Source organism: Saccharopolyspora halophila, from assembly GCF_039531955.1.
Lineage (GTDB): Bacteria > Actinomycetota > Actinomycetes > Mycobacteriales > Pseudonocardiaceae > Saccharopolyspora > Saccharopolyspora halophila.
The window spans coordinates 75,848-100,935 of the sequence record NZ_BAAARA010000001.1 but is presented as its reverse complement, the minus strand read 5'-3'; the positions used below and the strand labels follow the sequence as shown (position 1 = coordinate 100,935).

Annotated in this window: 22 protein-coding genes; 2 read left to right on the top strand and 20 right to left on the bottom strand. The window is 69.9% G+C overall.

Annotation, left to right across the window (positions count from 1 at the left end; all coding sequences use genetic code 11):
• Window positions 1-137 precede the first annotated feature (137 nt).
• The gene (gene ddaH / locus ABD289_RS00505; protein ID WP_344125220.1) at window positions 138-992 is read right to left on the bottom strand and encodes a dimethylargininase; all 855 of its coding nucleotides are present in this window, start codon (window positions 990-992) and stop codon (window positions 138-140) included.
• Window positions 993-1,066: 74 nt separating this feature from the next.
• Between ddaH and ABD289_RS00500 the strand changes: the two genes are divergently transcribed.
• Window positions 1,067-1,513: an Lrp/AsnC family transcriptional regulator gene (locus tag ABD289_RS00500; RefSeq protein WP_344125218.1), complete on the top strand. Its 447-nt coding sequence runs from the start codon at window positions 1,067-1,069 to the stop codon at window positions 1,511-1,513.
• On the opposite strand, the gene ABD289_RS00495 is transcribed toward ABD289_RS00500, so the two are convergent.
• From ABD289_RS00495 to ABD289_RS00405, 19 genes are all read right to left on the bottom strand, one after another.
• A complete protein-coding gene (locus ABD289_RS00495; protein ID WP_344125216.1) occupies window positions 1,514-2,815 on the bottom strand; it encodes a sunset domain-containing protein in 1,302 nt (433 codons plus the stop codon).
• Between the two features lie 118 nt (window positions 2,816-2,933).
• Window positions 2,934-3,962 carry a polyprenyl synthetase family protein gene (locus tag ABD289_RS00490; protein ID WP_344125214.1) on the bottom strand — a complete coding sequence of 343 codons (1,029 nt, stop codon included), beginning with the start codon at window positions 3,960-3,962 and terminating at the stop codon, window positions 2,934-2,936.
• 48 nt (window positions 3,963-4,010) lie between these two features.
• On the bottom strand, window positions 4,011-5,546 hold the full coding sequence (gene nuoN / locus ABD289_RS00485; protein WP_344126152.1) for an NADH-quinone oxidoreductase subunit NuoN: 1,536 nt from the start codon (window positions 5,544-5,546) through the stop codon (window positions 4,011-4,013).
• Between the two features lie 35 nt (window positions 5,547-5,581).
• Window positions 5,582-7,147: an NADH-quinone oxidoreductase subunit M gene (locus ABD289_RS00480; protein ID WP_344125212.1), complete on the bottom strand. Its 1,566-nt coding sequence runs from the start codon at window positions 7,145-7,147 to the stop codon at window positions 5,582-5,584.
• A 34-nt stretch (window positions 7,148-7,181) separates the two neighbouring features.
• Window positions 7,182-9,167 carry an NADH-quinone oxidoreductase subunit L gene (nuoL, locus tag ABD289_RS00475; protein WP_344125210.1) on the bottom strand — a complete coding sequence of 662 codons (1,986 nt, stop codon included), beginning with the start codon at window positions 9,165-9,167 and terminating at the stop codon, window positions 7,182-7,184.
• A 20-nt stretch (window positions 9,168-9,187) separates the two neighbouring features.
• A complete protein-coding gene (gene nuoK / locus ABD289_RS00470; RefSeq protein ID WP_344125208.1) occupies window positions 9,188-9,487 on the bottom strand; it encodes an NADH-quinone oxidoreductase subunit NuoK in 300 nt (99 codons plus the stop codon).
• A complete protein-coding gene (locus ABD289_RS00465; RefSeq protein ID WP_344125206.1) occupies window positions 9,484-10,479 on the bottom strand; it encodes an NADH-quinone oxidoreductase subunit J in 996 nt (331 codons plus the stop codon). The genes nuoK and ABD289_RS00465 overlap by 4 nt, the downstream gene beginning before the upstream one ends.
• On the bottom strand, window positions 10,476-11,039 hold the full coding sequence (gene nuoI / locus ABD289_RS00460) for an NADH-quinone oxidoreductase subunit NuoI (RefSeq protein WP_344125203.1): 564 nt from the start codon (window positions 11,037-11,039) through the stop codon (window positions 10,476-10,478). Before nuoI ends, ABD289_RS00465 begins: the two co-directional genes overlap by 4 nt.
• A complete protein-coding gene (gene nuoH, locus ABD289_RS00455) occupies window positions 11,026-12,339 on the bottom strand; it encodes an NADH-quinone oxidoreductase subunit NuoH (RefSeq protein WP_344125200.1) in 1,314 nt (437 codons plus the stop codon). The genes nuoI and nuoH overlap by 14 nt, the downstream gene beginning before the upstream one ends.
• Window positions 12,336-14,849 carry an NADH-quinone oxidoreductase subunit G gene (locus ABD289_RS00450; protein WP_344125198.1) on the bottom strand — a complete coding sequence of 838 codons (2,514 nt, stop codon included), beginning with the start codon at window positions 14,847-14,849 and terminating at the stop codon, window positions 12,336-12,338. The genes nuoH and ABD289_RS00450 overlap by 4 nt, the downstream gene beginning before the upstream one ends.
• Entirely contained in the window at window positions 14,846-16,147 is a 1,302-nt protein-coding gene (nuoF, locus tag ABD289_RS00445) for an NADH-quinone oxidoreductase subunit NuoF (protein ID WP_344125196.1), read from the bottom strand. The genes ABD289_RS00450 and nuoF overlap by 4 nt, the downstream gene beginning before the upstream one ends.
• A gap of 10 nt (window positions 16,148-16,157) precedes the next feature.
• The gene (gene nuoE / locus ABD289_RS00440) at window positions 16,158-16,886 is read right to left on the bottom strand and encodes an NADH-quinone oxidoreductase subunit NuoE (RefSeq protein ID WP_344125194.1); all 729 of its coding nucleotides are present in this window, start codon (window positions 16,884-16,886) and stop codon (window positions 16,158-16,160) included.
• Window positions 16,883-18,223 (bottom strand): NADH-quinone oxidoreductase subunit D, encoded by a 1,341-nt coding sequence (locus tag ABD289_RS00435; RefSeq protein WP_344125192.1) that lies wholly within the window; start codon window positions 18,221-18,223, stop codon window positions 16,883-16,885. Before ABD289_RS00435 ends, nuoE begins: the two co-directional genes overlap by 4 nt.
• An 82-nt stretch (window positions 18,224-18,305) precedes the next feature.
• Entirely contained in the window at window positions 18,306-19,061 is a 756-nt protein-coding gene (locus ABD289_RS00430) for an NADH-quinone oxidoreductase subunit C (RefSeq protein WP_425564528.1), read from the bottom strand.
• Window positions 19,062-19,066: 5 nt separating this feature from the next.
• Window positions 19,067-19,738 (bottom strand): NuoB/complex I 20 kDa subunit family protein, encoded by a 672-nt coding sequence (locus ABD289_RS00425; protein ID WP_344125190.1) that lies wholly within the window; start codon window positions 19,736-19,738, stop codon window positions 19,067-19,069.
• Between the two features lie 75 nt (window positions 19,739-19,813).
• Window positions 19,814-20,179, bottom strand: a complete 366-nt coding sequence (locus ABD289_RS00420; RefSeq protein ID WP_344125188.1) for an NADH-quinone oxidoreductase subunit A — start codon at window positions 20,177-20,179, stop codon at window positions 19,814-19,816.
• A gap of 182 nt (window positions 20,180-20,361) precedes the next feature.
• Window positions 20,362-21,657, bottom strand: a complete 1,296-nt coding sequence (locus ABD289_RS00415) for a geranylgeranyl reductase family protein (RefSeq protein WP_344125186.1) — start codon at window positions 21,655-21,657, stop codon at window positions 20,362-20,364.
• Window positions 21,658-22,056: 399 nt separating this feature from the next.
• The gene (locus ABD289_RS00410; RefSeq protein WP_344125184.1) at window positions 22,057-22,746 is read right to left on the bottom strand and encodes a demethylmenaquinone methyltransferase; all 690 of its coding nucleotides are present in this window, start codon (window positions 22,744-22,746) and stop codon (window positions 22,057-22,059) included.
• A gap of 146 nt (window positions 22,747-22,892) precedes the next feature.
• Entirely contained in the window at window positions 22,893-24,017 is a 1,125-nt protein-coding gene (locus ABD289_RS00405) for a glycosyltransferase family 4 protein (RefSeq protein WP_344125182.1), read from the bottom strand.
• Window positions 24,018-24,194: 177 nt separating this feature from the next.
• Here ABD289_RS00405 and ABD289_RS00400 point away from each other — a divergent pair, with 177 nt between their 5' ends.
• Entirely contained in the window at window positions 24,195-25,079 is an 885-nt protein-coding gene (locus tag ABD289_RS00400) for an inositol monophosphatase family protein (protein ID WP_344125180.1), read from the top strand.
• The last annotated feature ends 9 nt before the right edge of the window (window positions 25,080-25,088 follow it).

Sequence of the window (25,088 nt, the reverse complement as noted above, 5' to 3'; positions counted from 1 at the left end):
GCCGCACGGGTAGTGCCCCTCGCCACGTCCGTTTCGGGAGAATCACCGGATCGAACCCGAAATTCTCTCGAATGCGCGCCCCGGATTCCCGCGGAGACGCCCCGCGGATTCCCGGGGAATTCGCGGATGGCAGCGGTTCAGGAGTGGATCTCCAATGTGCAGCATTTGGGCCCTCCGCCGGATTTGCGCAACTCCGCGATGTCCACGTGATGAACCGCATATCCGCGATCGGTCAACGACTTCGCGAGCCCCGTCGCCTCAGCCGGCAGCACGACGTTGCGGCCGTCGGAGACCCCGTTGAGCCCGAGGCAGGCCGCGTCGGCGGCATCGGCGATCACCGCGTCCGGGAAGAGCCGCTCGAGGACCCGCCGGGAGCCCGCGGAGAAGGCCTCCGGGTAGTAGGCCACCTTCGCCTCCGGCCCCTTCTCCAGCACGAACAGGGCCGTGTCCAGGTGGTAGTAGTTCGGGTCGCGCAGGCTCAACGAGACCACCGGAACGCCCAGCTGCTCCTGGGCCTCGGAGTGCGCCGCCGGGTCGGTGCGGAAGCCGTGGCCCGCCAGCAGGAAACCACCGGTCCAGGCGAAGTCGCCCTCCGCCTCGTTGATCCGCTCGGGCATCACGAGGTCCCGGTAGCCGTGGTCGGTGAACCAGCGGCGGAAGTGCTCGGCTTCGGCCGCGCGTTCCGGTGCCCGGAACCTAGCGCCCAGCACCCGGCCGTCGATCACCGTCCCCGAGTTCGCGGCGAAGACCATGTCCGGCAGCCCCGGCTGCGCGTCGACCAGCTCCACCGCGTGGCCGAGGCGCTCGTAGGTGTTCTTCAGCTCGGTCCACTGGGCCATCGCGAGCTCGGCGTCCACGGGAGCGGACGGGTCCATCCAAGGGTTGATCGAGTACTCGACGGCGAAGTACTCGGGCGGGCACATCAGGTAGTGCCGCGCGGTGGCCTCCTTGGCGGAGCGCGATTCGGCGAGTTCGGGCGCGATAACCGTCATGAATCGAAATCTAAACGCTGACTTGACCGGCCATCAACGCTGCTCCGTTCGTCATATGCGGCAGAATGTTGCTTATGGACGCCTTGGATCAACGAATCGTTTCGCACCTGGTCACCGACGCGCGCGCCAGCTACGCCGAGATCGGTGCCGACATCGGGCTGTCCGCTCCCGCGGTCAAGCGCCGGGTGGACAAGCTGCTGGACCAGGGCGTGCTGCAGGGCTTCACCGCAGTGGTCGACCCGGAGGCGCTGGGCTGGGGCACCGAGGCGTTCGTCGAGGTGCACTGCAACGGCAACGTGCCCGCGCACCGCATCCGCAACGGTCTTGAACCGCTGCCGGAGGTGGTGGCCGCCTACACCGTCTCCGGGCAGGCGGACGCGATCGTGCACCTGCGCGCCGCCGACATCCACCACCTCGAGGAGGCGATGGAGCGGCTGCGCTCGGTGGAGTTCATCGACCGCACGGTGTCCACGGTCGTGCTGTCCCGGCTGCTGGAGCGCCAGCCCCAGCAGTCCGGCTGATCAGTTCCGGCGGCCGTGCCACGGGGTGAAACCCGCGGTCTCGGCGTCGGCCGGGGTGCGGAACCAGACGTCGGCGACGATGTCGTCGTACTGCGGCGAGTCCGGGCTGTGGTACTGCCGCGACGCCGAATGACCCTTGATCATCGGACCGTTGCCCGCGGACTCCCGTCCCGGGAGCGGGTTCGTTCCCGGGGTGCGCCGGGGCAGGTCCGCGTCCCGGCTGAGGTTCTCGGCGGGCTGGATGTTCGCCGGGCCACCGGTTCCCGGCTCACCGGACTGCTCCTGCGGCAGCGGCCTGCGCTTGGGGGCTTCCGCGCGCTGGCGCAACGCCTCCGGAATTCGCGGGGGCTCGGCCTGCGGGGCATCGTTCTGCCGGGACGGCGTTCGCCTGGGCAGCTCCGCGTCCGGGCCGCTCTCCTTCCCGGTGTCGTTCAGATCGCCGCTCACCTGCGCGCGCGGGGTGTCCCGGTTCGGCTCCTCCTGCGGAACCTTGGGCAGCACCGAAGTGGCGTCGGCGCCCACCGGCGGGATGTATCCGGTCTCCCCGGCCGGGTTCCCGCCCTCGACCGGCTTGAACAGCGACCGCAGCTGACCGGACAGGTCGCCCTGCCGCTCGTCCTCGGCGGGCTCGGTGCTCGCGGACGTCTCGGCCGGTCCGCTCTGCGCGGTCGCCGGTTCCTCGTCCAGCACGCGCGGCTGGACCGCGGTCACCGCGGGATCCGGCTCGGGCGTCTCGGTGATCTGCTCCTCGTCCCAGCGCCGGAACCAGGTGTTGCCGGGAGCTGCGGGCCGCTCCGGTTCGGGCTCGGCGGCCTCCGGCTCCGGCTCCGGTTCCGGCTGCGGTGGCGCCTCCGCGGGCACCCACGGCCCCCGCGGGCTGCGGTCGAACTCGGCGAGCGTCGGCTCGCTGCCGGGCGCGGGCTGCGGCACCGGTGCGAATCGCCGGGGCTCTGCGGGGGGCGGTGGTTGCTGCTCGGTCACCAGGTCCAGCGGACCCTCGTCGGCCCGCTGATCGGCCTGCTCGCGCTCGTCGAAGCGCTCGGCGCGGTCGTCGAGCACCCGCTCGTCGAAGCCCGGGTCGAGGTGGTCCGGCTCGTCGTGCACCGCGTCGTCGTAGTAGCCGCCGTAGTCGTAGTAGCCGCCGTAGCCGTCGTGATAGCCGTAGTCCAGCGACGTCCGCTGCAGCGCGTGCTTGAGGCGGCGGCGCGCGGGCCGGACGAACAGCGCCCAGGTCAGCAACGCGCCAAGCAGAAATGAGGCGAGGCTCCACAGCCACACCTGGGTGAACAGCCAGGTGATCACGACACGTCCCTCCTCGGGGCTCCGGCAGCACCGCCCGTCCCCGGATACCTATCACTTCCGACCGGCGGCGAACATGGTCTTGCCCGGCTCGCGACGCGTGCGGCGCCCTCGCCGGGATTCAGCCGGTGCGGGCCACCACGTAGTCGACGAGCGCGGACAGCGCCTCGCGGGCCGGGTTCTCCGGCAGCGAAGCCAGTTCCTTGCGCGCGTCGTCGGCGTATTCCTGCAGCGTGGCCCGGGTGCGCTCGAGCCCGCTGGAAGCGCGCAGCAGCTCGAGCGCCTCGTCGACCTCCGCGTCGAGCTCCAGCGGACGGCCCAGCAGCTCGCGCAACCGCGGGTCCGTCTCCGGGTCCGCCAGCGCGTAGAGCATCGGCAGCGTCTTGACGCCCTCCCGCAGGTCGGTTCCCGGGGTCTTGCCGGACTCGTCGGTCGGCGAGGCGATGTCGATGATGTCGTCGGAGATCTGGAACCCGATGCCCACCAGCCTGCCGATGCGCTCCAGCGACTCGATGACCGGTTGGTCCGCGCCGGAGAACCAGGCCCCGAACCGGCCCGCCGTCGCGATCAGCGAACCGGTCTTCTCGTAGATCACCCGGAGGTAGCGCTCGACGGCGTCCTGACCGGCGCCAACCCCTTCGGTCTCGCGCATCTGACCGGTGACCAGCGCCTCGAAGGTGCTCGCCATCCGGCGAACCGCCTCCGCGCCGAGGTCGGCGATCAGCTGGGAGGCCTTGGCGAACAGGAAGTCGCCGGTGAGGATGGCCACCGAGTTGTCCCAGCGGGCGTTGGCGCTGGTCGCGCCGCGCCGCATGGTGGCCTCGTCCATCACGTCGTCGTGGTAGAGCGTGGCCAGGTGGATCATCTCCACCACCGCGCCGGACTTGATCACCTCGTCCGCCGAGGGGTCGCCGAACTGGGCCGCCAGCAGGGCGAACAGCGGGCGGAACCGCTTGCCGCCCGCGTCCACCAGGTGCAGCGAGGTGCGAGTGGCGAAGTCGAGCTCGCTCCGCACCAGGTCGTGCAGCATGGCCTCGACGCGGGTCAAGCCCTGCTTGACCGAGTCGGACAACTCCGCGTCGGTGATCTGGAAACCGCCCGATGCACCCGCGGTCAGTTCGCCGATCGGGTCTTCCGCTGACCTGCTCACCGTCACGCTCGCCCTTCGCTCCCCCACGACGTCCTACGGGCGTGCACTCTACGACACGAAGCCACCCACGTTCGCCCAGTCCAGTGCCAACGTCGGCAGCACGCCCAGCAGCAGCGTCACCACCACACCCAGCGTGATCGCCGCCGTGGTGAACGCACCCGGCACGCTGACGGCGGGCCCGTCCGGGTCCGGTTCCTGGAAGTGCATCAGCACGATCACCCGGAGGTAGAAGAACGCGGCGACCGCGCTGGCGACCAGCGCCACGACCACCAGCGGGGCCAGCCCACCGGTGAGCGCGGCCTCGAAAACCACGAACTTTCCGACAAAACCACTGGTCATGGGGATGCCCGCGAGAGCGAGCAACAGGAAGGTGAACGTCCAGGCGACCAGCGGTGACCGCTTCGCCAGACCGGCCCAATCCGCGAGGTGAGTTGCCTCACCGTCGGCCCGGCGGACGAGGCTGATCACCCCGAACACCGCGACCGTGGTGAAGCCGTAGGCCAGCAGATAGAACAGCGTGGCCGCCAGCCCCCGGTCGGTGAGCACGACCGCGCCGAGCAGCATGAACCCGGCGTGCGCGACCGAGGAGTAGGCGATCATGCGCTTGATGTCGCGCTGGGTCAGGCCCAGCACCACGCCGATGACCATCGAGGCGACCGCGACGGCCCACACGACGCCCTGCCACTCCCAGCTGGAGGCCTCGAAGGCGACCTGCAGCACGCGCAGGATGCCGCCGAACGCGGCGACCTTGGTGCAGGCGGCCATGAACGCCGTCACCGCGGTCGGCGCGCCCTGGTAGACGTCCGGGGTCCAGGAGTGGAACGGGCCGACCGAGGCCTTGAACAGCAGCCCGATCAGCAGCAGCCCGAGCCCGGCGAACAGCAGCGTGTCCGAGCGCTCCGTTCCCGCCGTCGCATCGGCGATGGCCGCCAGCTTCACCGAGCCCGCGTAGCCGTAGAGCAGCGCCAGGCCGTAGAGGAAGAAGGCCGAGGCGAAGGCGCCGAGCAGGAAGTACTTCATCGCCGATTCCTGCGACAGCAGCCGGCGCCGCTTGGCCAGCCCGCACATCAGGTACAGCGGCAGGCTCAGCACTTCCAGCGCGATGAACATGGTCAGCAGGTCGTTGGCCGCGACGAAGACCATCATCCCGCCGAGGGAGAACAGGGCCAGCGGGAAGACCTCGGTGCGCATCCCCTCCACACCCGCGGCGGCCCGGCTCATCGTGCCGGGGCCTTCCGATCGGGCGGACTCGGCGACGAACGCACCGCCGGGCTCGACCGAGCGATCGGCGATGAGCAGCAGGGCGGCCACGCTCAGCGCCAGCAGCGTGGCCCACAGGAACAGCGTCGGCGGATCGATCGCCAGCGTGTCCGAGAACGTCGTCAGCCCGGTGCCCGCCGAGCGGGCGTGCACGGCCAGCGCGACGCCCGCGACCACGACGGCGAGCAGGCTCAGCCCCACCTGCACCGACCAGCGCTGGTGGCGCGGCAGGAAAGCCTCGACCACCACCGCCAGGCAGGCCGCGGTCAGCACGATCAGAACCGGTGCGACCGCGCCGTAGTCGATCGGCGGCACCTCGACCACCTGCTGGGTCCGGAATCCCTCTACGAGGACCACTGTCAGTTCCCTCCCTGCGAGGTGACGCCTGCTTCACTCATGGTCGCCGCGACCGACGGATCGACCACGTCCAGCACCGGTTTCGGGTACACGCCCAGTCCGATGATCAGCACGATCAGCGGGGCCAGCACCACGACCTCCCGGGCGTTCAGGTCGCCCATCCGAAGCCGGTGCGCGCCTTCACGTTCCGGGTTGACGACCGCGCCCGGGCCGCCCGCGGTGCCCATCAGCGCGTCACCGCGCACCGGGCCCTGCATGATGCGCTGGTAGAGCCACAGCACGTAGACCGCGGCCAGCACCATGCCGATGGTGGCGAGGACGGCGTAGACCGGGCGCGTCTCGAACGCCCCGATGAGCACCAGGAATTCGCTGACGAACGAGTTGGTCCCGGGCAACGACAAGGTGCTCAGGCCGGCGATGAGCAGGCACCCCGCCAGCAGCGGCGCGACCTTGGCCATCCCGCCGTAGTCCGCGATCCGGGTGGAGCCGCCGCGCGAGATCACCATCCCGACCACCAGGATCAGCATTCCCGTGGCGATGCTGTGGTTGACCATGTAGGACACCGCGCCGACGTGGGACTGCGCGGTGAACGCGAAGATTCCCAGCGCGATGAAGCCGAAGTGCGCGATCGAGACGTAGGCGATGAACCGCTTGAGGTCGGTCTGCCCGAACGCCTGCAACGAGCCGTAGAGCACCCCGACAACGGCCAGCACCAGCACCAGCGGCGCGAGGTACTGCGAGGCCTGTGGCGTCAGCGGCAGGCTGTAGCGCAGGAAACCGAAGGTGCCGACCTTGTCCAGCACGCCGACCACGATCACCGCGACCCCGATCGGGGCCTGCTCGGCGGCGTCCGGCAGCCAGGTGTGGAACGGGACCAGCGGCGCCTTGATCGCGAACGCGGTGAAGAAGCCCAGGAACAACCAGATCTGCACGTTCAGCGGCGCCTCCGCCAGGATCGGCTGGAGCTTCGCCCAGTCGAAGGTGCCCTGACCGGTGACCTGGGCGCTGTAGGAGAACGCGCCGATCGCGGCGGCCAGCATGATCAGGCCACCGAGGAACGAGTACAGGAAGAACTTCACCGCCGCGTACGTGCGCTTCGCACCGCCGTAGCCGCCGATGAGGAAGTACATCGGGATCAGCATGATCTCGAAGAGCACGTAGAACAGGAACACGTCCGTCGCGGCGAAAACCGCGATGGTCAGCGCCTGTTCGAGCAGCAGCAGCGCGAAGAACCCGCCGTGCGTGCGGCCTTCGGGCAGTCGCTCGCCCCAGCTGTAGCCGAGCACCAGCGGGGTGAGCACCGCGATGATCACGATCATCACCAGCGCGATGCCGTCCACGCCGAGCGCGAAGCTGATGTCGAAGGACGGGATCCACGCCACCGAGCTGGTCATCTGCAGCCGAGGGCCCGCCGGATCGTAGGCGAACCACGTGGCCGCGGCGAGCACCAGCTCGAGGAGCGAGATGCCGAGCGCGGTCCACTTCGCGGCGACGGCGTTGCCGCGGAGCAGCGCCACCACCACCGAGCCGGCGATCGGCAGCAGCACCAGCGCGAGGAGCAGGGTCATCGGTTCGCCTCCCGGATCTCCCGGACGTACCTGGTCATGACGGGAATCCCACGGCCATCATGGCGGCGATCACGATGACGCCGCCGAAGAGCATGGAAAGGGCGTACGACCGGACGAAACCGGTCTGCCAGCGGCGCAGCCAGCCGGAGCCGACCACCAGCGTCGACGCGATGCCGGTGACGGTGCCGTCGACGCCCTTGCGGTCGACGGTCACGAGTCCGCGGGTCAGGCCGAAAGCCGGTTTGACCGCGAGCAGATCGTTGATCCGGTTGCCGCCGAGGTCGGCGCGGGCCGCAGCCACCACCGGCGAGACCCGCTCGGGACGCTGCACCGGAACCCGCTTGCGGCCGACCAGCAGCCAAGCGGCCAGCACGCCGAGCGCGGACAGCGCGACGGTCAGGACCGGGATCACCGCGTGCGGCAGCACGGTGTGCTCGGCCTCCTGGAGCTCGCCCAGCGAAGGCGACAGGAAGGACACCAGCCGGTCGCCACCCGCGAAGAACATGCCCGCGCCGACCGAGCCGACCGCCAGGACGATCATCGGCGCGGTCATGATGCCCGGCGACTCGTGCGGGTGGAAGTCCTCGCCGCTCGCGGTCTTGAGGCCCTGCCAGCGCTTCTCGCCGAAGAACGTCATCAGCACCAGCCGGGTCATGTAGAACGCGGTCAGCGCCGCGCCCAGCACGGCCACGCCGCCGAAGACCCAGCCGCGCCAGCCCTCCAGCCCGAAGGCCGCCTCGATGATGGCGTCCTTGGAGTAGAAGCCGGACAGGAACGGGAACCCGATCAGCGCCAGGTAACCGAGCCCGAAGGTGGCGAAGGTGATCGGCATGTAGCGCGCGAGGCCGCCGAACTTGCGCATGTCGACCTCGTCGTTCATGCCGTGCATCACCGAACCGGCGCCGAGGAACAGCCCGGCCTTGAAGAAGCCGTGGGTGAGCAGGTGCATGATGCCCAGCGCGTAACCGGCGGGGCCGAGCCCGACGGCCAGCATCATGTAGCCGATCTGGCTGACCGTGGAGTAGGCCAGCACCTTCTTGATGTCGTCGTAGGCGCAACCGATGATGCAGCCCACCAGCAGCGTCACCGCACCGACGATGGTCACCGCCAGCTGCCCGCCGGGCGAGAGCGAGTACAGCGGGTTGGCGCGGGCGATCAGGTAAACGCCCGCAGTGACCATGGTCGCGGCGTGGATGAGCGCCGAGACCGGGGTCGGGCCCTCCATGGCGTCCGGCAGCCACGCCTGCAGCGGGACCTGGCCGGACTTGCCGCAGGCGCCCAGCAGGAGCAGCAGCGTGATGGACAGCAGCACGCCCGGCGAGAGCTCGCCCGCGCGGGCGAAGACCTCGGTGTACTGGGTGGTGCCGAGGTTGGCGAACAGCAGGAAGATCGCCAGCGCCAGCCCGACGTCGCCGACGCGGTTCATCACGAACGCCTTGGTCGCCGCGGCGGCGGCCGAGGGGCGGTGCTGCCAGAACCCGATCAGCAGGTAGGACGCCAGACCGACGCCCTCCCAGCCCAGGTAGAGGGTCACGAAGCCGTTGCCCAGCACCAGGATCAGCATCGCGGCGACGAACAGGTTCAGGTAGGCGAAGAACCGGCGCCGCTCGGTGTTGGCGCTACCGGTGCGTCCCTGCTGGTCGTGCTCCATGTAGCCGATGGAGTACAAGTGGATCAGCGAGCCGACACCGGTGATCAGCAGCACGAACACCATCGACAGCGGATCCAGCCGCAACCCGAAGTCGACCTGCAGCGCACCGACCGGGATCCAGGAGAACAGGTGCAGTTCCCGCACCGCCGAGCCCGCGGGAGCGCCCGCGACGGACGAGAACAACCACAGGCCGTACGCGAAGGCCCCGATCACCGTGGCGCAGCCGAGGAGATGTCCCCACCCGTTGGCCCGCCGTCCGGCCACCAGCAGCACCAGCGCACCGAACAGCGGCAGCGCCAGGAGCAGCCACGCGTTCTGCTGAGCGGCACCGGCCGCCGGTTCGGCTGCCTGCAACGCGGTTTGCAACATTGCCGTCACCACGCGCCCTCTCAGTACTTGAGCAGGTTGGCGTCATCGACCGAGGCCGAGCGACGCGTCCGGAAGATCGACATGATGATGGCCAGGCCGACCACCACTTCGGCCGCCGCGACGACCATCACGAAGAACGCCATGACCTGCCCGTTCACCGAACCTTCGATGCGGGCGAAGGTCACCAGCGTCAGATTGACCGCGTTGAGCATCAGCTCCACGCACATGAACACCACGATGGCGTTGCGCCGCACCAGAACGCCGACCGCGCCGATGGAGAACAGCAGCGCGGACAGCAGCAGGTAGTAGGTCGGGGTCACCGGTGGACCTCCTCGACGTGCTCGGACCCGTCACCGGAACCGTCGCCGTGCCCGCTTCCGTTGTTGCCGTTCGCGTTGGCGCGCGCCGAGAGCCCCGGCCCGCCGGGTACTTCCGGCTGCTCACCGGACTTCCCGCCGGTGTGCTCGGCCGCGGGCGGTTCCGAGCTTTCGACCAGCGCGTGCGCATCGGGCTGCTCGGCGCCCCGGACCACCTCTTCGTCGGCGATCGCGCGACGCTCCTCGGCGAGCTCCTCGGCGGGGAGGTTCTCCAGCAGATCGGACAGCGACTCGGGAGCCACCGAACCGTCCGGCAGCAGCGCGGGCACGGCCACCGAGTTGGCGGTCGCGTACACGCCGGGACCGGGCAGCGGCGACGAACGCGCGCTGCGGAAGCGGGCGTTCGCGCGCTCCTTCTGGCTCAGCCTCGGTCCGCGGCCCTTGCCGCCGTAGGCCAGCACCATCGCGCCGATCGAGGCGGTGATCAGCAGCGCCGAGGTCAGCTCGAACGGGAACAGGTAGTCCGTGAAGATCAGGTTGCCGAGACCGCCAGCGCCACCACCGGCGGGCGACCACGGATCCAGCGGCGCGGCCGCGGTGACCTCGGTCAGCGACCGGGCCAGTCCGGCGACCAGCAGCACCGCCAGCCCGATCCCGCCCAGCGCGGCCCAGAGGCGTTGCCCCCGAAGCACTTCCACCACCGAGTCGGAGGAGTCGCGGCCGACCATCATCAGCACGAACAGGAACAGCATCATGATCGCGCCGGTGTAGACGATGATCTGGGTGAAGCCCAGGAACTGCGCGCTCTGCCCCATGTAGAGCACGCCGAGGCTGAGCATGGTCAGCACCAGCCACAGCGCGGAGTGCACCGCGTTGCGGGCGAAGACCATGCCCAGCGCGCCCACCAGCGACAGCGGGCCGAGGATCCAGAACAGCGCCGTCTCCCCGGTACCCACCACGTCGCCCTGCTGCGCCAGCACGAAACCGGTGCTCATCTGGCCTCCTCACGGCCCGACTCGACCGTCTCCTCGTCCGGAACACCCCGCTGCCGGGCGAGTTCGGGACCGCGGACGTAGTAGTCCTGCTCGTTCTCGCCGAGCCGCATCGGGTGCGGCGGCTGCTCCATGCCGGACAGCAGCGGCGCGAGCATGTCTTCCTTCGTGTAGATCAGGTCCTGCCGGTTGTCGTCGGCCGTCTCGTACTCGTTGGTCATCGTCAGCGCCCGCGTCGGGCACGCCTCGATGCACAACCCGCAACCGATGCAGCGCAGGTAGTTGATCTGGTAGTCCTTGCCGTACCGCTCGCCGGGTGAGTAGCGGGCTTCCTCGGTGTTGTCGCCGCCCTCCACGAAGATCGCGTCGGCCGGGCAGGCCCAGGCGCACAGCTCGCAGCCCACGCACTTCTCCAGACCGTCCGGATGCCGGTTGAGCTGGTGGCGTCCGTGGAACCGCGGTGCCGTGACCTTCTTGACCTCGGGGTATTCCTCGGTGACGACCTTCTTGAACATCGTGGAGAAGGTGACGCCGAAGCCCTTGACCGGATCAAACATGCCCATGGGGTGCCTCCTCGCCTTCCGCGAGCTCGCCGCCGGAACCGGCGCGCACCGGGGTCTCCGAGCCGGATGCGCGCTGCGGCGGGGTCTTCGGGACTTCCAGGTCGATGGGCGGTACCGGGTAACCGCTGCCCGCCATCGGCACCTCGCCGGAGTCCTCGTCGGGTTTGCGCTCCGGGATCAGGAAGGTGGCCGCGACCAGCACCGCGATCACGATCGCGCCGCCGATCATGAACTGCGTGGTGGTCACCTGGTCGGAGTTGCGCACCGCGCGGATGACGGTCACCGCGATGATCCAGACCAGGCTCAGCGGAACCAGGATCTTCCACCCCAGGTCCATGAACTGGTCGTAGCGCAGCCGCGGCAGCGTGCCGCGCAGCCACACGAAGAAGAACAGGAACGCGATCGTCTTGCCGAGGAACCACAGCACCGGCCACCAGCCGGTGTTGAGCACCCCGTCGCCGATCATCGACAGCGGCCACGGCGCGTGCCAGCCGCCGAAGAACAGCGTGGTGGCCAGCGCGGAGACGGTGACCATGTTGATGTACTCGGCGAGGAAGAACAGCGCGAACTTCAGCGACGAGTACTCGGTGTGGAAACCGCCCACCAGCTCGGACTCGGCTTCCGGGAGGTCGAACGGGGCGCGGTTGGTCTCACCGACCATGGCCACCGCGTAGACGGCGAAGCTGAACGGCAGCAGGAGGAAGAACCACCCGTTGGTCTGCGCTTCCACGATGCCGGCGGTGGAGAGCGTTCCCGCGTACATGATGACGGCGATGAACGACAGGCCCATCGCGACCTCGTAGGAGATCACCTGCGCGGCCGACCGCAGCGATCCCAGCAGCGGGTAGGGCGAACCGGATGCCCAGCCGGCCAGCACGATCCCGTAGACGCCGATCGACGCGCTGGCCAGCACGACCAGCAGCCCGACCGGAAGCTCGACCAGCTGCAGGGCGGTGCGCTCGCCGAAGATGGTGACCTCGGGACCGATCGGAATCACCGAGAACGCCACCAGCGCGGGCGTGGCCGAGATGACCGGAGCCAGGAAGTACACCCACTTGTCGGCCATCACCGGCCGGATGTCCTCCTTGAACGCCAGCTTCAGCCCGTCGGCCAGCGACTGCAGCATGCCGAACGGGCCCGCGCGGTTGGGGCCGGGCCGGTGCTGCATCCGGCCGATCACGCGACGCTCGGCCCAGATGGTCAGCAGCGTCATCACCACCAGGAAGGCGAAGATCGCCACGACCTTGATCAGGATGAGCCAGATCGGGTCGTCCGCGAGGAGCTCGGCGGTTCTGGTCATGCGTTCCCCCCTTGGTGGGCAGGGGCGTGGCCGTTGGCCTCGGGATCGGCCGCCGGGGCCGGTGCGATGCCGACGAGCGCGCCGTGCCCGGCGCCCAGCACCGCTCGCACCCGCGAGGGGCCGGAGTCAGCGGGGATCCAGACGACGTCGTCGGGCATCTCGGCGATCTCCGCGGGCAGCACGACGGCTCCCCGGTCGGTGCGGATCTCCAGCCGCTGCCCCTCGGAGATCTCGGCGCGCTGCGCGGTGTCGGGCGAGATCAGCGCACTCGCGCTGCGGGCCGTACCGGCCAGGTTCGGCTCGTCGGCCTGCAGCGAACCGTTGTCGAGCAGCTGCCGCCAGGTCGCCAGGACCGCCTGGCCGGGACCTGGTCGTGGTGCGTGCAGCACCGGTTCGTCGGGTTCGACCGCGCGGCCGCCGGTGTGCGTGCCGAGCTTGCGGAGCTCGGCGACGGCCGCGGCCGGGGTCTGGGTGAACAGGTCGGCGTCCATCTCGACGGCGAGGGTGTCCAGCACCCGGCAGTCCGGCAGCGCGCCGGTGCCGTCGATGGTGGTGCTGAACTCGCGGCGGCGACCCTCCCAGTTGAGGTAGCTGCCGTTCTTCTCAACCGACGGGGCGATCGGCAGCACCACGTCGGCGTGCTCGGTGACCCCGCTGGGCCGCAGCTCGAGGCTCACCACGAAGCCCGCCCGCGCGAGCGCCCGCTCGGCGGCCACCGGGTCGGGCAGGTCGGTCGGGTCCACGCCGCCCACGACCAGCCCGCCGAGGTCACCGGCCTCGGCGGCGGCGAGGATCCCGTCGAGATCGCGGCCGCAGGCCGCCGGAAGCGAACCGGGCAGCAGGCCCCAGGTCTTCTCCACGTGGGTGCGAGCCGCGTCGTCGACGACCGGACGGGCGCCCGGCAGCAACGTGGGCAGGGCGCCCGCCTCCAGGGCGCCGCGCTCGCCCGCGCGGCGCGGGATCCAGGCGACCCGCGCGCCGGTGCGCTGCGAGGTGCGCACGACCTCGGAGAACAGGCCGGGCAGCTCGGCGGCGCGTTCCCCGACGATGAGCACCGCGCCCTGCTTGCGCAGCGCCTCGTCGACCTCGGCGGGCAGGTTCTGCAGCGCGGCCGCTTCGCCGCCGGGCACGCAGGGAACCAGCGAACCGGTGCGCACCGGACCGCCGTCGTGGGTGATCACGGTCGTCTTGTCCACGCCCGGCGAGGTGCGCGAGGCGAGGTGGAAGACCTCGGTGTTCCCCTTGCGCGCGGCCTTGCGCAATCGCAGGAAGACGATCGGCGATTCCTCTTCGGGCTCGAAGGCCACGCACACCACGGCGGGCGCTTCCTCCAGGTCGGCGTAGGTCACCCCGTCCTCCGGCGCGACACCGGCGACCGTGGATTCCAGGAACCGCAGCTCCTCCGCGGAGTGCGAGCGGGCCCGGTAGTCGATGTCGTTGGTGCGCAACGCCACTCGCGCGAACTTGGCGTAGGCGTAGGCGTCCTCGGCGGTCAGCCTGCCGCCGGGCAGCACGCCGACCCCGCCGGAATCGCGGGCCTCGATCAGGCCCTTCGCCGCGGTCTGCAGCGCCTCGGTCCAGGACTTCTCGCGGAGCTCACCGTTCTCCCGGACCAGCGGCCGGGTGATCCGGTCGCTCGCGGTGGCGTAGGGGAAGGCGAAGCGACCCTTGTCGCAGATCCACTCCTCGTTGACCTCCGGGTCGTCGCCGGCCAGCCTGCGCATCACCTTGCCGCGCCGCCAGTCGGTGCGGATCTCGCATCCCGAGGCGCAGTGCTCGCACTGCCCCGGGGTGGAGACCAGGTCGAAGGGCCGGGACCGGAACCGGTACGCGGCGCTGGTCAGCGCGCCGACCGGGCAGATCTGGATGGTGTTGCCGGAGAAGTAGGACTGGAACGGCTGCTGCTCGCCGATGCCGATCTGCTGCACCGCGCCGCGCTCGAGCAGCTCGATGAACGGGTCGCCCGCGATCTCCTTGGAGAACCGGGTGCAGCGCTGGCACAGCACGCAGCGCTCGCGGTCCAGCAGCACCTGCTCCGAGATCGGCACCGGCTTGGCGAAGGTGCGCTTGGTGTCGCGGAAGCGGGAATCCGCGCGGCCGTGCTTGAGCGCCTGGTTCTGCAGCGGGCACTCGCCGCCCTTGTCGCAGATCGGGCAGTCCAGCGGGTGGTTGATCAGCAGGAGCTCCATCACGCCCTGCTGCGCCTTGTCGGCCACCTGGGAGGTCTGCTGGGTCTTGACCACCATCCCGTCGGCGACCGAGATGGTGCACGAAGCCTGCGGTTTCGGCATCGCGCGCCCGTTGACCTCGACCTCGACCAGGCACTGCCTGCACGCGCCCGCGGGGTCCAGCAGCGGGTGGTCGCAGAACCGCGGGATGGTGATGCCGATCCGCTCGGCGGTGCGGATCAGCAGCTCGCCCTTCGGGGCGTCGACCTCGACCCCGTCGATGGTCAGCCGGACGTGACCTTCCGGGACAGGACGGGTTTCAGCTTCGGGTGCCACCGTCATCGGGCCGCTCCAACCAGTTCCGGCGCGGACGTCTTGTTCTTGTCGCACAGTGCGAGGAATTCCTCGCGGAAGTACTGGATACCGCTGGTGATCGGACTGACCGCGCCGTCGCCGAGGGCGCAGAACGAGCGGCCGAAGATGTTGTCGCAGACGTCCAGCAGGGTGTCGATGTCCTCTTCGGTGCCGTGGCCCTCGACCATCCGCTCGAGCACCTGCGCGAGCCAGAACGTGCCCTCCCGGCAGGGAGTGCACTTGCCGCAGGACTCGTGCTCGTAGAACTGGGTCCACTTCATCACGGCCCAGGGCACCGAAACGGTCTCGTTGAACACCTGCACCGCTGTCGTGCCCAGCATCGACCCGGCCTCGGCCGCGCCCTCGAAGTCCAGCGGCACGTCCAGGTGCTCGGCGGTGAACAGCGGAGTCGAGGAGCCTCCGGGAGTCCAGAACTTCAGCGGGACGCCGTCCTTCATGCCACCGGCGAGTTCGAGGAGCTGCCGCAGCGTGGTGCCCATCGGCGCCTCGTACTGGCCGGGGCGCTCCACGTGCCCGGAGATCGAGTAGATCTTCGGGCCCGGCGACTTCTCCGAGCCCATCGTGCGGAACCAGTCCGACCCGCCGTTGACCACGAACGGGACCGAGGCGATGGTCTCCACGTTGTTCACCGTGGTCGGGCAGGCGTACAGACCCGCTGCCGCCGGGAACGGCGGCTTCAGCCGCGGCTGCCCGCGCTTGCCCTCGAGCGAGTCGAGCAGCGCCGTCTCCTCACCGCAGATGTAGGCGCCCGCCCCGGGATGCACCACGATGTCCAGGTCGAACCCGGAGTCGAGGATGTTCTCGCCGAGGTAGCCCGCCCGGTAGGCCTCGTTGACCGCGTGCTGCAGCCGGCGCATCGGGTGCAGCGCCTCGCCGCGCACGTAGATCATGCAGTTGTTCGCGCGCATCGCGTAGGCGGCGATGACGCAGCCCTCGATCAACGAGTGCGGGTCGGCCATCATCAGCGGGATGTCCTTGCAGGTCCCCGGCTCACCCTCGTCGGCGTTGATCACCAGGTAGTGCGGCTTGCCCGACTCCTTGGGCATGAAGCCCCACTTGACCCCGGCCGGGAAACCCGCACCGCCGCGGCCGCGCAGGCCGGATGCCTTGACCAGCTCGATGAGCTGGTCCGGTTCGGCCTTGAGCGCCTTGCGCAGGGCGGTGTAGCCCTCCAGCTGCTCGTAGGTGCGCAGCTGCCAGGCGTTCGGCGACAGCCACCGCTTGGTCAGCACCGGGGTCACCGGGCTGATGGCAGTTTCGGTCATGGCCACACCCTCACTTCTTGTCCGGCACGGGCGGGATTTCCGCGTCATCGGGCATGCCCGGGGCGGTCCAGCCGCGCTCTTCGGCCAGCTGCGCGCCGCGCACCGTCTCGGTGGCCGAGGACGGACCCGTCACGGTCGAGTCGAGGTCGTCGAAGAACCCGGCGAGCTGGCGCTCGGCGCTGCGGAAGTCGGACAACTCCGGACCGCGGGTGGGCGCGGGCTTGTCCCCGCGCTGCAGGGCCTTGACCAGTTCCAGCGCCTTCTCGGTGGTCTGGTTGTCGTAGTACTCGTAGTTGACCTGCAGCATCGGCGCGAAGTCGCAGGCGGCCAGGCACTCGGCGTGCTCCAGGGTGATCGAGCCCTCGGTGCCGGGTTCCCCCGCGGTCTCCTCGTGCCCGGCGCCCAAGTGCTCGCTGAGCTCGCGGTAGATCTCCTCGCCGCCCATGGCCGCGCACATCGTGTTCGTGCAGACGCTGACCAGGTGCTGACCGCACGGGCTGCGCTTGTACATGGTGTAGAAGGTCGCCACCGCGCTGACCTCGGCCACCGCCAGCCCCAGCTGCTCGGCGCAGAAGTGGATGCCGGCCGCGCTCACGTAGCCCTGCTCGGACTGCACCAGGTGCAGCATCGGCAGCAGCGCGGAGCGCGACTCCGGGTACCTGGCGATGATCTGCTTCGCCTCGTTCCGGGTCCGCTCGCCGAACACCGAGGTGTCGATCTCTTCGGTTCGCTCGCTCATCGGTCCACCCCGCCCATCACCGGGTCGATGGAGGCGACCGCCGCGATCACGTCGGCCACCAGCCCGCCTTCGCACATCGCGGGCATCGCCTGCAGGTTCACGAAACTGGGGTCCCGCACGTGCACGCGCGCCGGGCGGGTGCCGCCGTCGGAGACCAGGTGCGCGCCGAGCTCCCCGCGCGGCGACTCGACCGGCGCGTACGCCTGCCCCGGCGGAACGTCGAAGCCCTCGGTCACCAGCTTGAAGTGGTGGATCAGCGACTCCATGGACTGACCCATGATCTTGCGGACGTGGTCCAGCGAGTTGCCCATCCCGTCCGGCCCGATGGAGAGCTTGGCGGGCCAGGCGATCTTGGGATCGTCGACCATGTGCGGGCCGGGCTCCATCTTTTCCACGCACTGCCGGATGATCTTCAGGGATTCGTAGATCTCCCGCAGCCGCAGCAGGAACCGCGCGTAGCAGTCGCCGTCGGTGCTCGTGGGCACCTCGAAGTCGAACTCCTCGTAGCCGGAGTACGGCTCGACCTTGCGCAGGTCCCAGGCGATCCCGGCGGCCCGCAGCAACGGTCCGGTCACGCCCAGCTGCAGCGCGCCGTCCAGCGGCAGGTGGCCAACGCCCTTGAGCCGCTGCTTCCAGATCGGCTGCCCGGTGAACAGCTTCTCGTAGGCGGGCAGCCGCTCATCCATCACCTTGATGAAGGCCTTGACCTTGTCCTGCCAGCCCTCGGGCAGGTCCTGGGAGACGCCGCCGGGGCGGATGAACGCGTGGTTCATCCGCAGCCCGGTGAGGAACTCCAGCAGGTGCAGGACCTCCTCGCGGTCCCGGAACCCGTAGGTCATGCCGGTGGTGGCGCCGAGCTCCATCGCCCCGGTGGCCATGAAGACCAGGTGCGAGGAGATCCGGTTGAGCTCCATGAGCATCACCCGGAAGGTCTGCGCGCGCTTGGGAACCTCGATCCCCAGCAGCTTCTCCACCGCCAGGCAGTAGGCGGCCTCGTTGTGCAGCGGCGCCAGGTAGTCCATCCGCGTCACGAAGGTGACGCCCTGGGTCCAGTTCCGGTACTCGGTGTTCTTCTCGATACCGGTGTGCAGGTAGCCGATCACCGAGCGGGCCTTGGTGACGGTCTCACCCTCGAGCTCCAGCACCAGGCGCAGCACACCGTGCGTCGACGGGTGCTGCGGACCGAGGTTGATGACGACCCGTTCCTCGCCACCGGTTTCGTCGAGGAACTCGTCCCAGTCCCCGCCGGTGACGGTGAAGACCCGGCCCTCGGTGGTCTCCCGGGACTCCGCGTGCGGGGCCTCGTAGCCGGTACCGGCCAGTGGTTCGGTGGTCATTCCCAACACCTCTCCGCGGTGCCGCCAACCTGTCCGTCGGCGATTTCGGTGGAAATCGCGCTCGTCCCTCGTGGCCCGGGCATCAGGAGTACGCCCTTCGCTGGTCCGGCGGCGGGATCTCGGCGCCGCCCTTGTACTCCACCGGGATTCCGCCGAGCGGGTAGTCCTTGCGCTGCGGGTGGCCGTCCCAGTCGTCGGGCATCAGGATTCGGGTCAGCGCGGGGTGCCCGTCGTAGACGATGCCGAACATGTCCCAGGTCTCGCGCTCCTGGAAGTCGGCTGTCGGGTAGACCTCGACCACGGACGGGATGTGCGGGTCCTCGACATCGACCACGACCTCGACGCGGATGCGCCGCCGATAGGTCATCGAGGTCAGGTGGTAGACGGAGTGCAGCCGTTGCGCGGTCTCGGGACCGTAGTCCACACCGGAGACCGAGCTGCACAGCTCGTAGCGCAGCGCCGGGTCGTCGCGCAGCGTGCGGCAGACCTCCACCAGGTGGTCGCGGCGCACGTAGAAGGTGATCTCACCGCGGTCCACGGTCACCTGCTGCACCGCGTCGGCCGGCAATCCCTTCTCCCCGAGCGCGGCCAGCAGCGCGTCGGCGACCTCGTCGAACCAGCCGCCGTAGGGGCGTTCCGCAGCGGGCGGAACGTAGGCGGGCAGTCGCAACCCGCCGTAACCCGAGGTGTCACCGCTGCCGTGCACGCCGAACATGCCGCGGCGTTCCCGCCCGGCCGCGGGGGCACCGGAGCTCGCCGGCTCCAGCCCGCCGCTGGGGCGTTCCGCGCTGGAGCCGGGCGTGCCCGGCGCCGGCTGCGTGATCTCGTCCTTGGACAACGAACTCACCTACCCGACCTGAGCTCGGGCCGCTCCGGAGTGGCGTCGAGGCCGCCGAGCTCGTCGGTGCCACCCATCTCGCGGCGCTGCACTTCCTGCTGCTTCTCGGCGCGCTTGCGCTGAGTGCGGTTCTTCGGGGCGTAGCGCTCGGAGGACGGGATCATCGAGGTGCGCTCGCCGCTCTCCAGCTTCTCCTGCGCGCGCTTGCCGTTGATCGGCTCGTCCATGATCTTGGCGTGCAGCTTGAGGATCGCGTCCAGCAGCATCTCCGGTCGCGGTGGACAGCCGGGCAGGTACATGTCCACCGGAACCACGTGGTCCACGCCCTGCACGACCGCGTAGTTGTTGAACATGCCGCCGGAGGAGGCGCACACGCCCATCGCCAGCACCCAGCGCGGCTCGGGCATCTGGTCGTAGATCTGGCGCAGCACCGGGGCCATCTTGTTGGTCACCCGGCCCGCCACGATCATCAGATCGGCCTGGCGCGGGGTCGCCGCGAAGCGCTCCATGCCGAACCGGGAGATGTCGTAGCGCGAGCCGCCGACGGTCATCATCTCGATGGCGCAGCAGGCCAGCCCGAACGTCGCGGGCCACATCGACGTCTTGCGCGTCCAGTTGACCAGCTTTTCCACATTTGCCAACAGGATGCCGTTGGGCAGCTGCTCTTCGAGCCCCATCGCCGGCACTCCTTCCCGCGTCCTTGCGGCTAGTCCCTGCAGTTGGTGCCCGGCGGACCGGGCGAATCGCTCCGGCTAGTTCCAGTCGAAGCCGCCTCGGCGCCACACGTAGAGGTCGGCCAGACCGAAGGTGACGATGAACAGCACGACGGCAACGGCCCCGAACACGCCGAGCATGTCGGCGGAAACGGCGTACGGGAAAAGGAAGACCATCTCGATGTCGAAGAGGATGAACATCATCGCGGTCATGTAGTAGGCGACCGGCATCCGGCCACCGCCGACCACCGGCTGCGGCGAAGGCTCGATGCCGCACTCGTAGGCGTCGAGCTTGGCCTTGTTGTAGCGGCGGGGGCCGACGATCGGTGCGATCGCGACCGAGAACAGCGCGAACGCGAGCGCGAGCGCGAACATCAGAACCAACGGGATGTACGGGTCGAGCATCGTCGCTGCCCTCCAGCTCGTCGTCGGCCTCCGCCTACCGCGCGAGGTTTTCGTCCGCCTGTTCCGGAAGTTCCGGCTTCGGCGCGCACTCTATGCGGTCAGGCGATTCGCCTTAGTAGTGAGGTGAACCTAACTTTATGACTTCTCTCACTCCTGTCGGACATCTGACCAGACTCGGATGCTCACGCGCTAGGGGTGAGACGAGTCGTGGCGTTGATCACACGATCCATCGGGTCCCCACCCTTCTCGTCGTAGAGATTCGCCAGCAGCTTCAACACGAATCGCATCAGCGTCGTCCGGGGCAGACCGTGCTTGGCGGCCATCCGCATGACGGTGGGATTGCCAATCAACTTGCTGAAGATATTGCCGAGCCGGAAGTACCCGCCGAGCTCCTGCTGGACCGCCGTGGGATACCGGCGCAGCGCCTGCTCGCGGGAGAAACCGGTGGGCCGGGCCATCGCGTGCACCGCGCATTCGGCGGCCAGCCGGGCCGACTGCATGGCGTAGGCGATGCCCTCGCCGTTGAACGGGTTCACCATGCCGCCGGCGTCGCCGACCAGCAGCAGACCGTTGCTGTAGTGCGGAGTGCGGTTGAAACCCATCGGCAGCGCGGCGCCGCCGATCTTGCCGGTGGCGTTGTCCTCCCGGAGTCCCCACTCCTCGGGAGTGCCGTCCAGCCAGGAGCGCAGCAGCTTGCGGTAGTCGGTCTTGCCGTAGGCGTTGGAGGTCGACAGGATGCCCAGCCCCGCGTTGACCGTCCCGTCGCCCATGCCGAAGAGCCAGCCGTAGCCGGGCAGCAGCCGGGGCTCCGGACCGGAGCGGTCCCAGAGCTCCAGGTGCGATTCGAGGAAGTCGTCCTTGCTGCGCGGACTCGTGTAGTAGCGGCGCACCGCCACGCCCATCGGGCGGTCCTCGCGCTTGTCGATGCCGACCGACAGCGCGAGCCGCGCCGACACCCCGTCGCAGCCCATCACCAGCGGCGCGAGATAGCTGACCGGCTCGCGCTCCGGACCGGTCTTGGCCTCGACGCCGATGACCCGCCCGGTGCGCTCGTCGGTGATCGCACCGGTGACGGTGGTCTGCTGGAACAGCCGCGCGCCCGCCTGCTGGGCGTTGCGGGCCAGCAGGTCGTCGAAGTCGTTGCGCGGACGGACCACGCCGTAGGGCGGGAAGTCGGCCAGCTCGGGCCAGTCGAGCTCCAGGTTGACCCCACCGCCGACGACCCGCAGCCCCCTGTTGTGCAGCCAGCCCGCTTCCTCCCGGGTGTCGATGCCCAGGTCGATGAGCTGCTTGACGCCTCTCGGGGTGATCCCGTCGCCGCAGACCTTCTCCCGCGGGAACAGGCTCTTCTCCAGCAGCAGGACGTCCAGTCCGGCTCGGGCCAGGTAGGTCGCGGCCGTCGAGCCGGCCGGCCCGGCTCCGACGACGATCACGTCCGCGTCGTCCTCGGGTCGGTGACGGCTGGTGGCGCTGGTCATGACACTCCTCGAGCTAGTGCAGTGCACGGCGCGGCGATGCGCCCCGCCGGGAACCCGCTTGTGAACGAGTTCACTAACTCCCGAGTCTAAGCCGCGCAAACCGCGCGATCGAGCCCTCGAATTAGGCCACCCGAGTGAGTTGCCATCGCAGGTAAGCCAGCTGTCCGCGTGATGTCGGACGCGCGCGCCGGCATTCCTCGCCCGGACGGTGGAATCCGCGCTTCCGCTCGCGGTCCTCGAACGCAGCCGCCCCGCGACGCGGAGCACCCGCCCCGGCCAGCGCGGCGATCGCGCTCCGGGCGCACGATCGTGCTCCCGGAGGTTCGCACCGGGACGAACGACGAAGGGGCGCCCACCGGCGAAGGTGAGCGCCCCTCGGCGCGGGCCGGGGAGACCCGGTCAGGCCGGTTTCACCGCGCTGTGCACCGCGACGACGCCGCTGGTGAGGTTGCGCCAGGTGGTGTCGGTCCAGCCGGATTCGGAGATCATCTCGCCGAGGCGGCGCTGGTCCGGCCAGGAGCGGATGGACTCCGCGAGGTAGACGTAGGCGTCCGGGTTCGACGAGACGGCCCGGGCGATCGGCGGCAGCGCGCGCATCAGGTAGTTCAAGTAGATCGTGCGGAACGGCTGCCACGTCGGCGTGGAGAACTCGCAGACCACGAGCCTGCCACCGGGTCGGACCACGCGCAGCATCTCGCGCAGGCCTGCCTTGGTGTCGACCAGGTTGCGCAGGCCGAACGAGATCGTGGCGGCGTCGAAGGCGTCGTCGGCGAAGGGCAGGTGCAGGGCATCGGCGGCGACCAGCGGCACGTCGCGGCCCTTGCCGACGGAGAGCATGCCGAGGGAGAAGTCGGCGGCCACGCAGTAGGCGCCCGAACGGGCGAACTCGACGGTGGACACGCCGCTACCCGCCGCGAGGTCGAGCACCTTCTCGTCGCGCTTGGGCGCGAGCACCCGGCGGGTCACGTTCCGCCACCGCCGGTCCTGCCCGAAGGACAGCACCGTGTTGGTCAGGTCGTACCTGCGCGCGACGCCGTCGAACATCGCGGCGACCTCGCGGGGATCCTTGTCCAAGTCAGCCCGAGACACAACAAGAGCCTACGGCCCGACCCCGCGCAACCTCACTTCACCTCACCTCGTGTCGACCTGACAGTTTTGCCTAAAACTGTCAGGACCAAACGGACGTGATCAGGTGACGGTTCTAGGCAAAACTGGCACGGCTCCGCGTGGGTCGGCTAGGCGGCAGCTGCCCGGGGGTAGTCGTTGACCTCGCGGTAGTGGTCGATGAGCTGGTTGCAGAGGGCGGGCCAGGTGCGACCCGCGACCGCGGAGCGGGCCGCGGTGCCGAAGCTCTCGCGCAGGTGCGGGTCGCGGAGCTTGGCGATCGAGGCCTGCAGGGCGGCGTGATGGGCCGCGTCCTCGTGAGCCGGGAGGAGGTAACCGGTCCGGCCGTGGTCGACGAGATCGCGCGGCCCGCCCGCGTCCGGCGCGACGGCCGGGACACCCGAGGCCATCGCCTCCTGGACGGACTGGCAGAAGGTCTCGTGGGGACCGGTGTGCACGAACACGTCCAGACCGGCGTAGATGTTCGCCAGCTCGTCCCCGGTGCGCTGGCCGAGGAACGCCGCGCCCGGAAGCTCCTCCTGCAGGCGACCCCGCTCCGGACCGTCGCCCACGACGACCAGGCGCACGCCCGGCAGGCCGTCCAGCGCGGCCAGCCGCTCGATGCGCTTCTCCGGGGCGAGCCTGCCGACGTAGCCGACCAGCAGTTCACCGTTCGGGGCCAGCTCCCGGCGCAGCCGCTCATCGCGGCGAGCAGGGGTGAACCGCTCGGTGTCCACCCCGCGCCCCCACCGGTGCACGCGTGGAATCCCCTGGTCGCGCAGGCTCTGCACGGCCCAGGTCGACGGGGCGAGCGTGCGGTCGGCGCCGCAGTGCAGCCTGCGGATCCAGCGCCAAGCGGCCCGCGCGGTCAACCCGAGCCCGTAGGACTCGGCGAAGCCCGCGACGTCGGTCTGGTACACGGCAACGGTCGGCACATCGAGCCGCTTGGCGGCGGCCAGGCCCCGAGCGCCGACGACGAACGGCGAGGCCAGGTGCACCACGTCCGGCCGGAAGTTCTGCAGCTCGCGCAGCACGCGGCGGCTCGGGAACCCGATCGGCAGCGAGGAGACCACCGGCAGGTCCACGGCGGGCAACCGGACCACCGGGAACCCGGCGTACTCGTCCGGGCCCTGACCCGGTGCGATCACCAGCGCGGAGTCGCCCCGGCGACGCAAGTGCTCCAGCACCCGCAACACCGAGTTGGTCACTCCGTTGATCTGCGGTAGGAAGCTCTCGGTCACGACTGCGATGCGCACCCTTCAACGGTGGCCACCGCTTCGGGCGCGCAGCCGACACCGATGTGACACGACCGCCAACGCCGGCCGAAGTCCACGCCAACTCGGGCATCCGAACGGCAAACGTGTCCTGCGCATCCCCGGCCGGACACCTCGCCGTTGCACGGCGGTCACTCGATTCGCGGAGCCTGAGGCGGCATGACGGTCCTGCCTTCCCCGCCTGCCCGGATCGAACCCGCGCTGGTCTCGCGGGCGCTCGATGTCGCCGGTCGGCTCGCCAACGACGCGGCCGACGTGATCACCGCGACCGCGGGCAGAGGCGCACGTCCGGAACCCTCCGAGTCGCCCTTCGACTGGGTGAGCGACACCGGCCGAACCCTGGAACGGCACACCCGCCGAGTGCTGGCGGAGCAGTTCGCGGGCACCCCGGTCTTCGGCGAGGAGTTCGGCGAGCAGTTCGACGGCGAGCACGGCCGGGGCGAGCAGAAGTCGCGCTTCCGGTGGTCGGTGGACCCGGTCGACGGCACCGCGAACTACGTCGCCGGATTACCGTGGTGCGCCTACAGCCTGGCGATGCTGGACGAGCACGGGCCGGTGGTCGGCGTGGTCGCCGATCCGTATCGCACCCAGATCTACGCGGCGGCCCGCGATCGCGGGATGCGGGCCAACGGCACGCCGGTGCGGCTGCCGGAGAACACCGAGATCCGGGGCGGGATCGTGTGCACCGAGCTGACCCGCAACGGGCCGTGGCCGGGCATGGACCGGTTCATCACCAACGCCGCCGGAGCACAGGTCGGAGTGCGTTTACTGGGCTCGCCCGCGCTGGCGATCACCCAGGTCGCGCTGGGTCACGCGGTGGCGGCGGTGCTCGACGACTACCAGGAATGGGACGTGGCCGGTGCGCTGGCGCTGGCCACCGAGTCCGGCGCGACGGTGCTGGATCGCCGCGGCGAGCCGGACCGGCTGCCCCGGGACGGGCTGCTGGTCGCGGCCCCCGGCGCGGCCGCGCACGTGCACGACTGGTGGCAGAAGGCCACCAGCCGGGACGCCGAGGCACCGGCGCCCAGGAGCGTGCTGGACTGACCGGGCTGG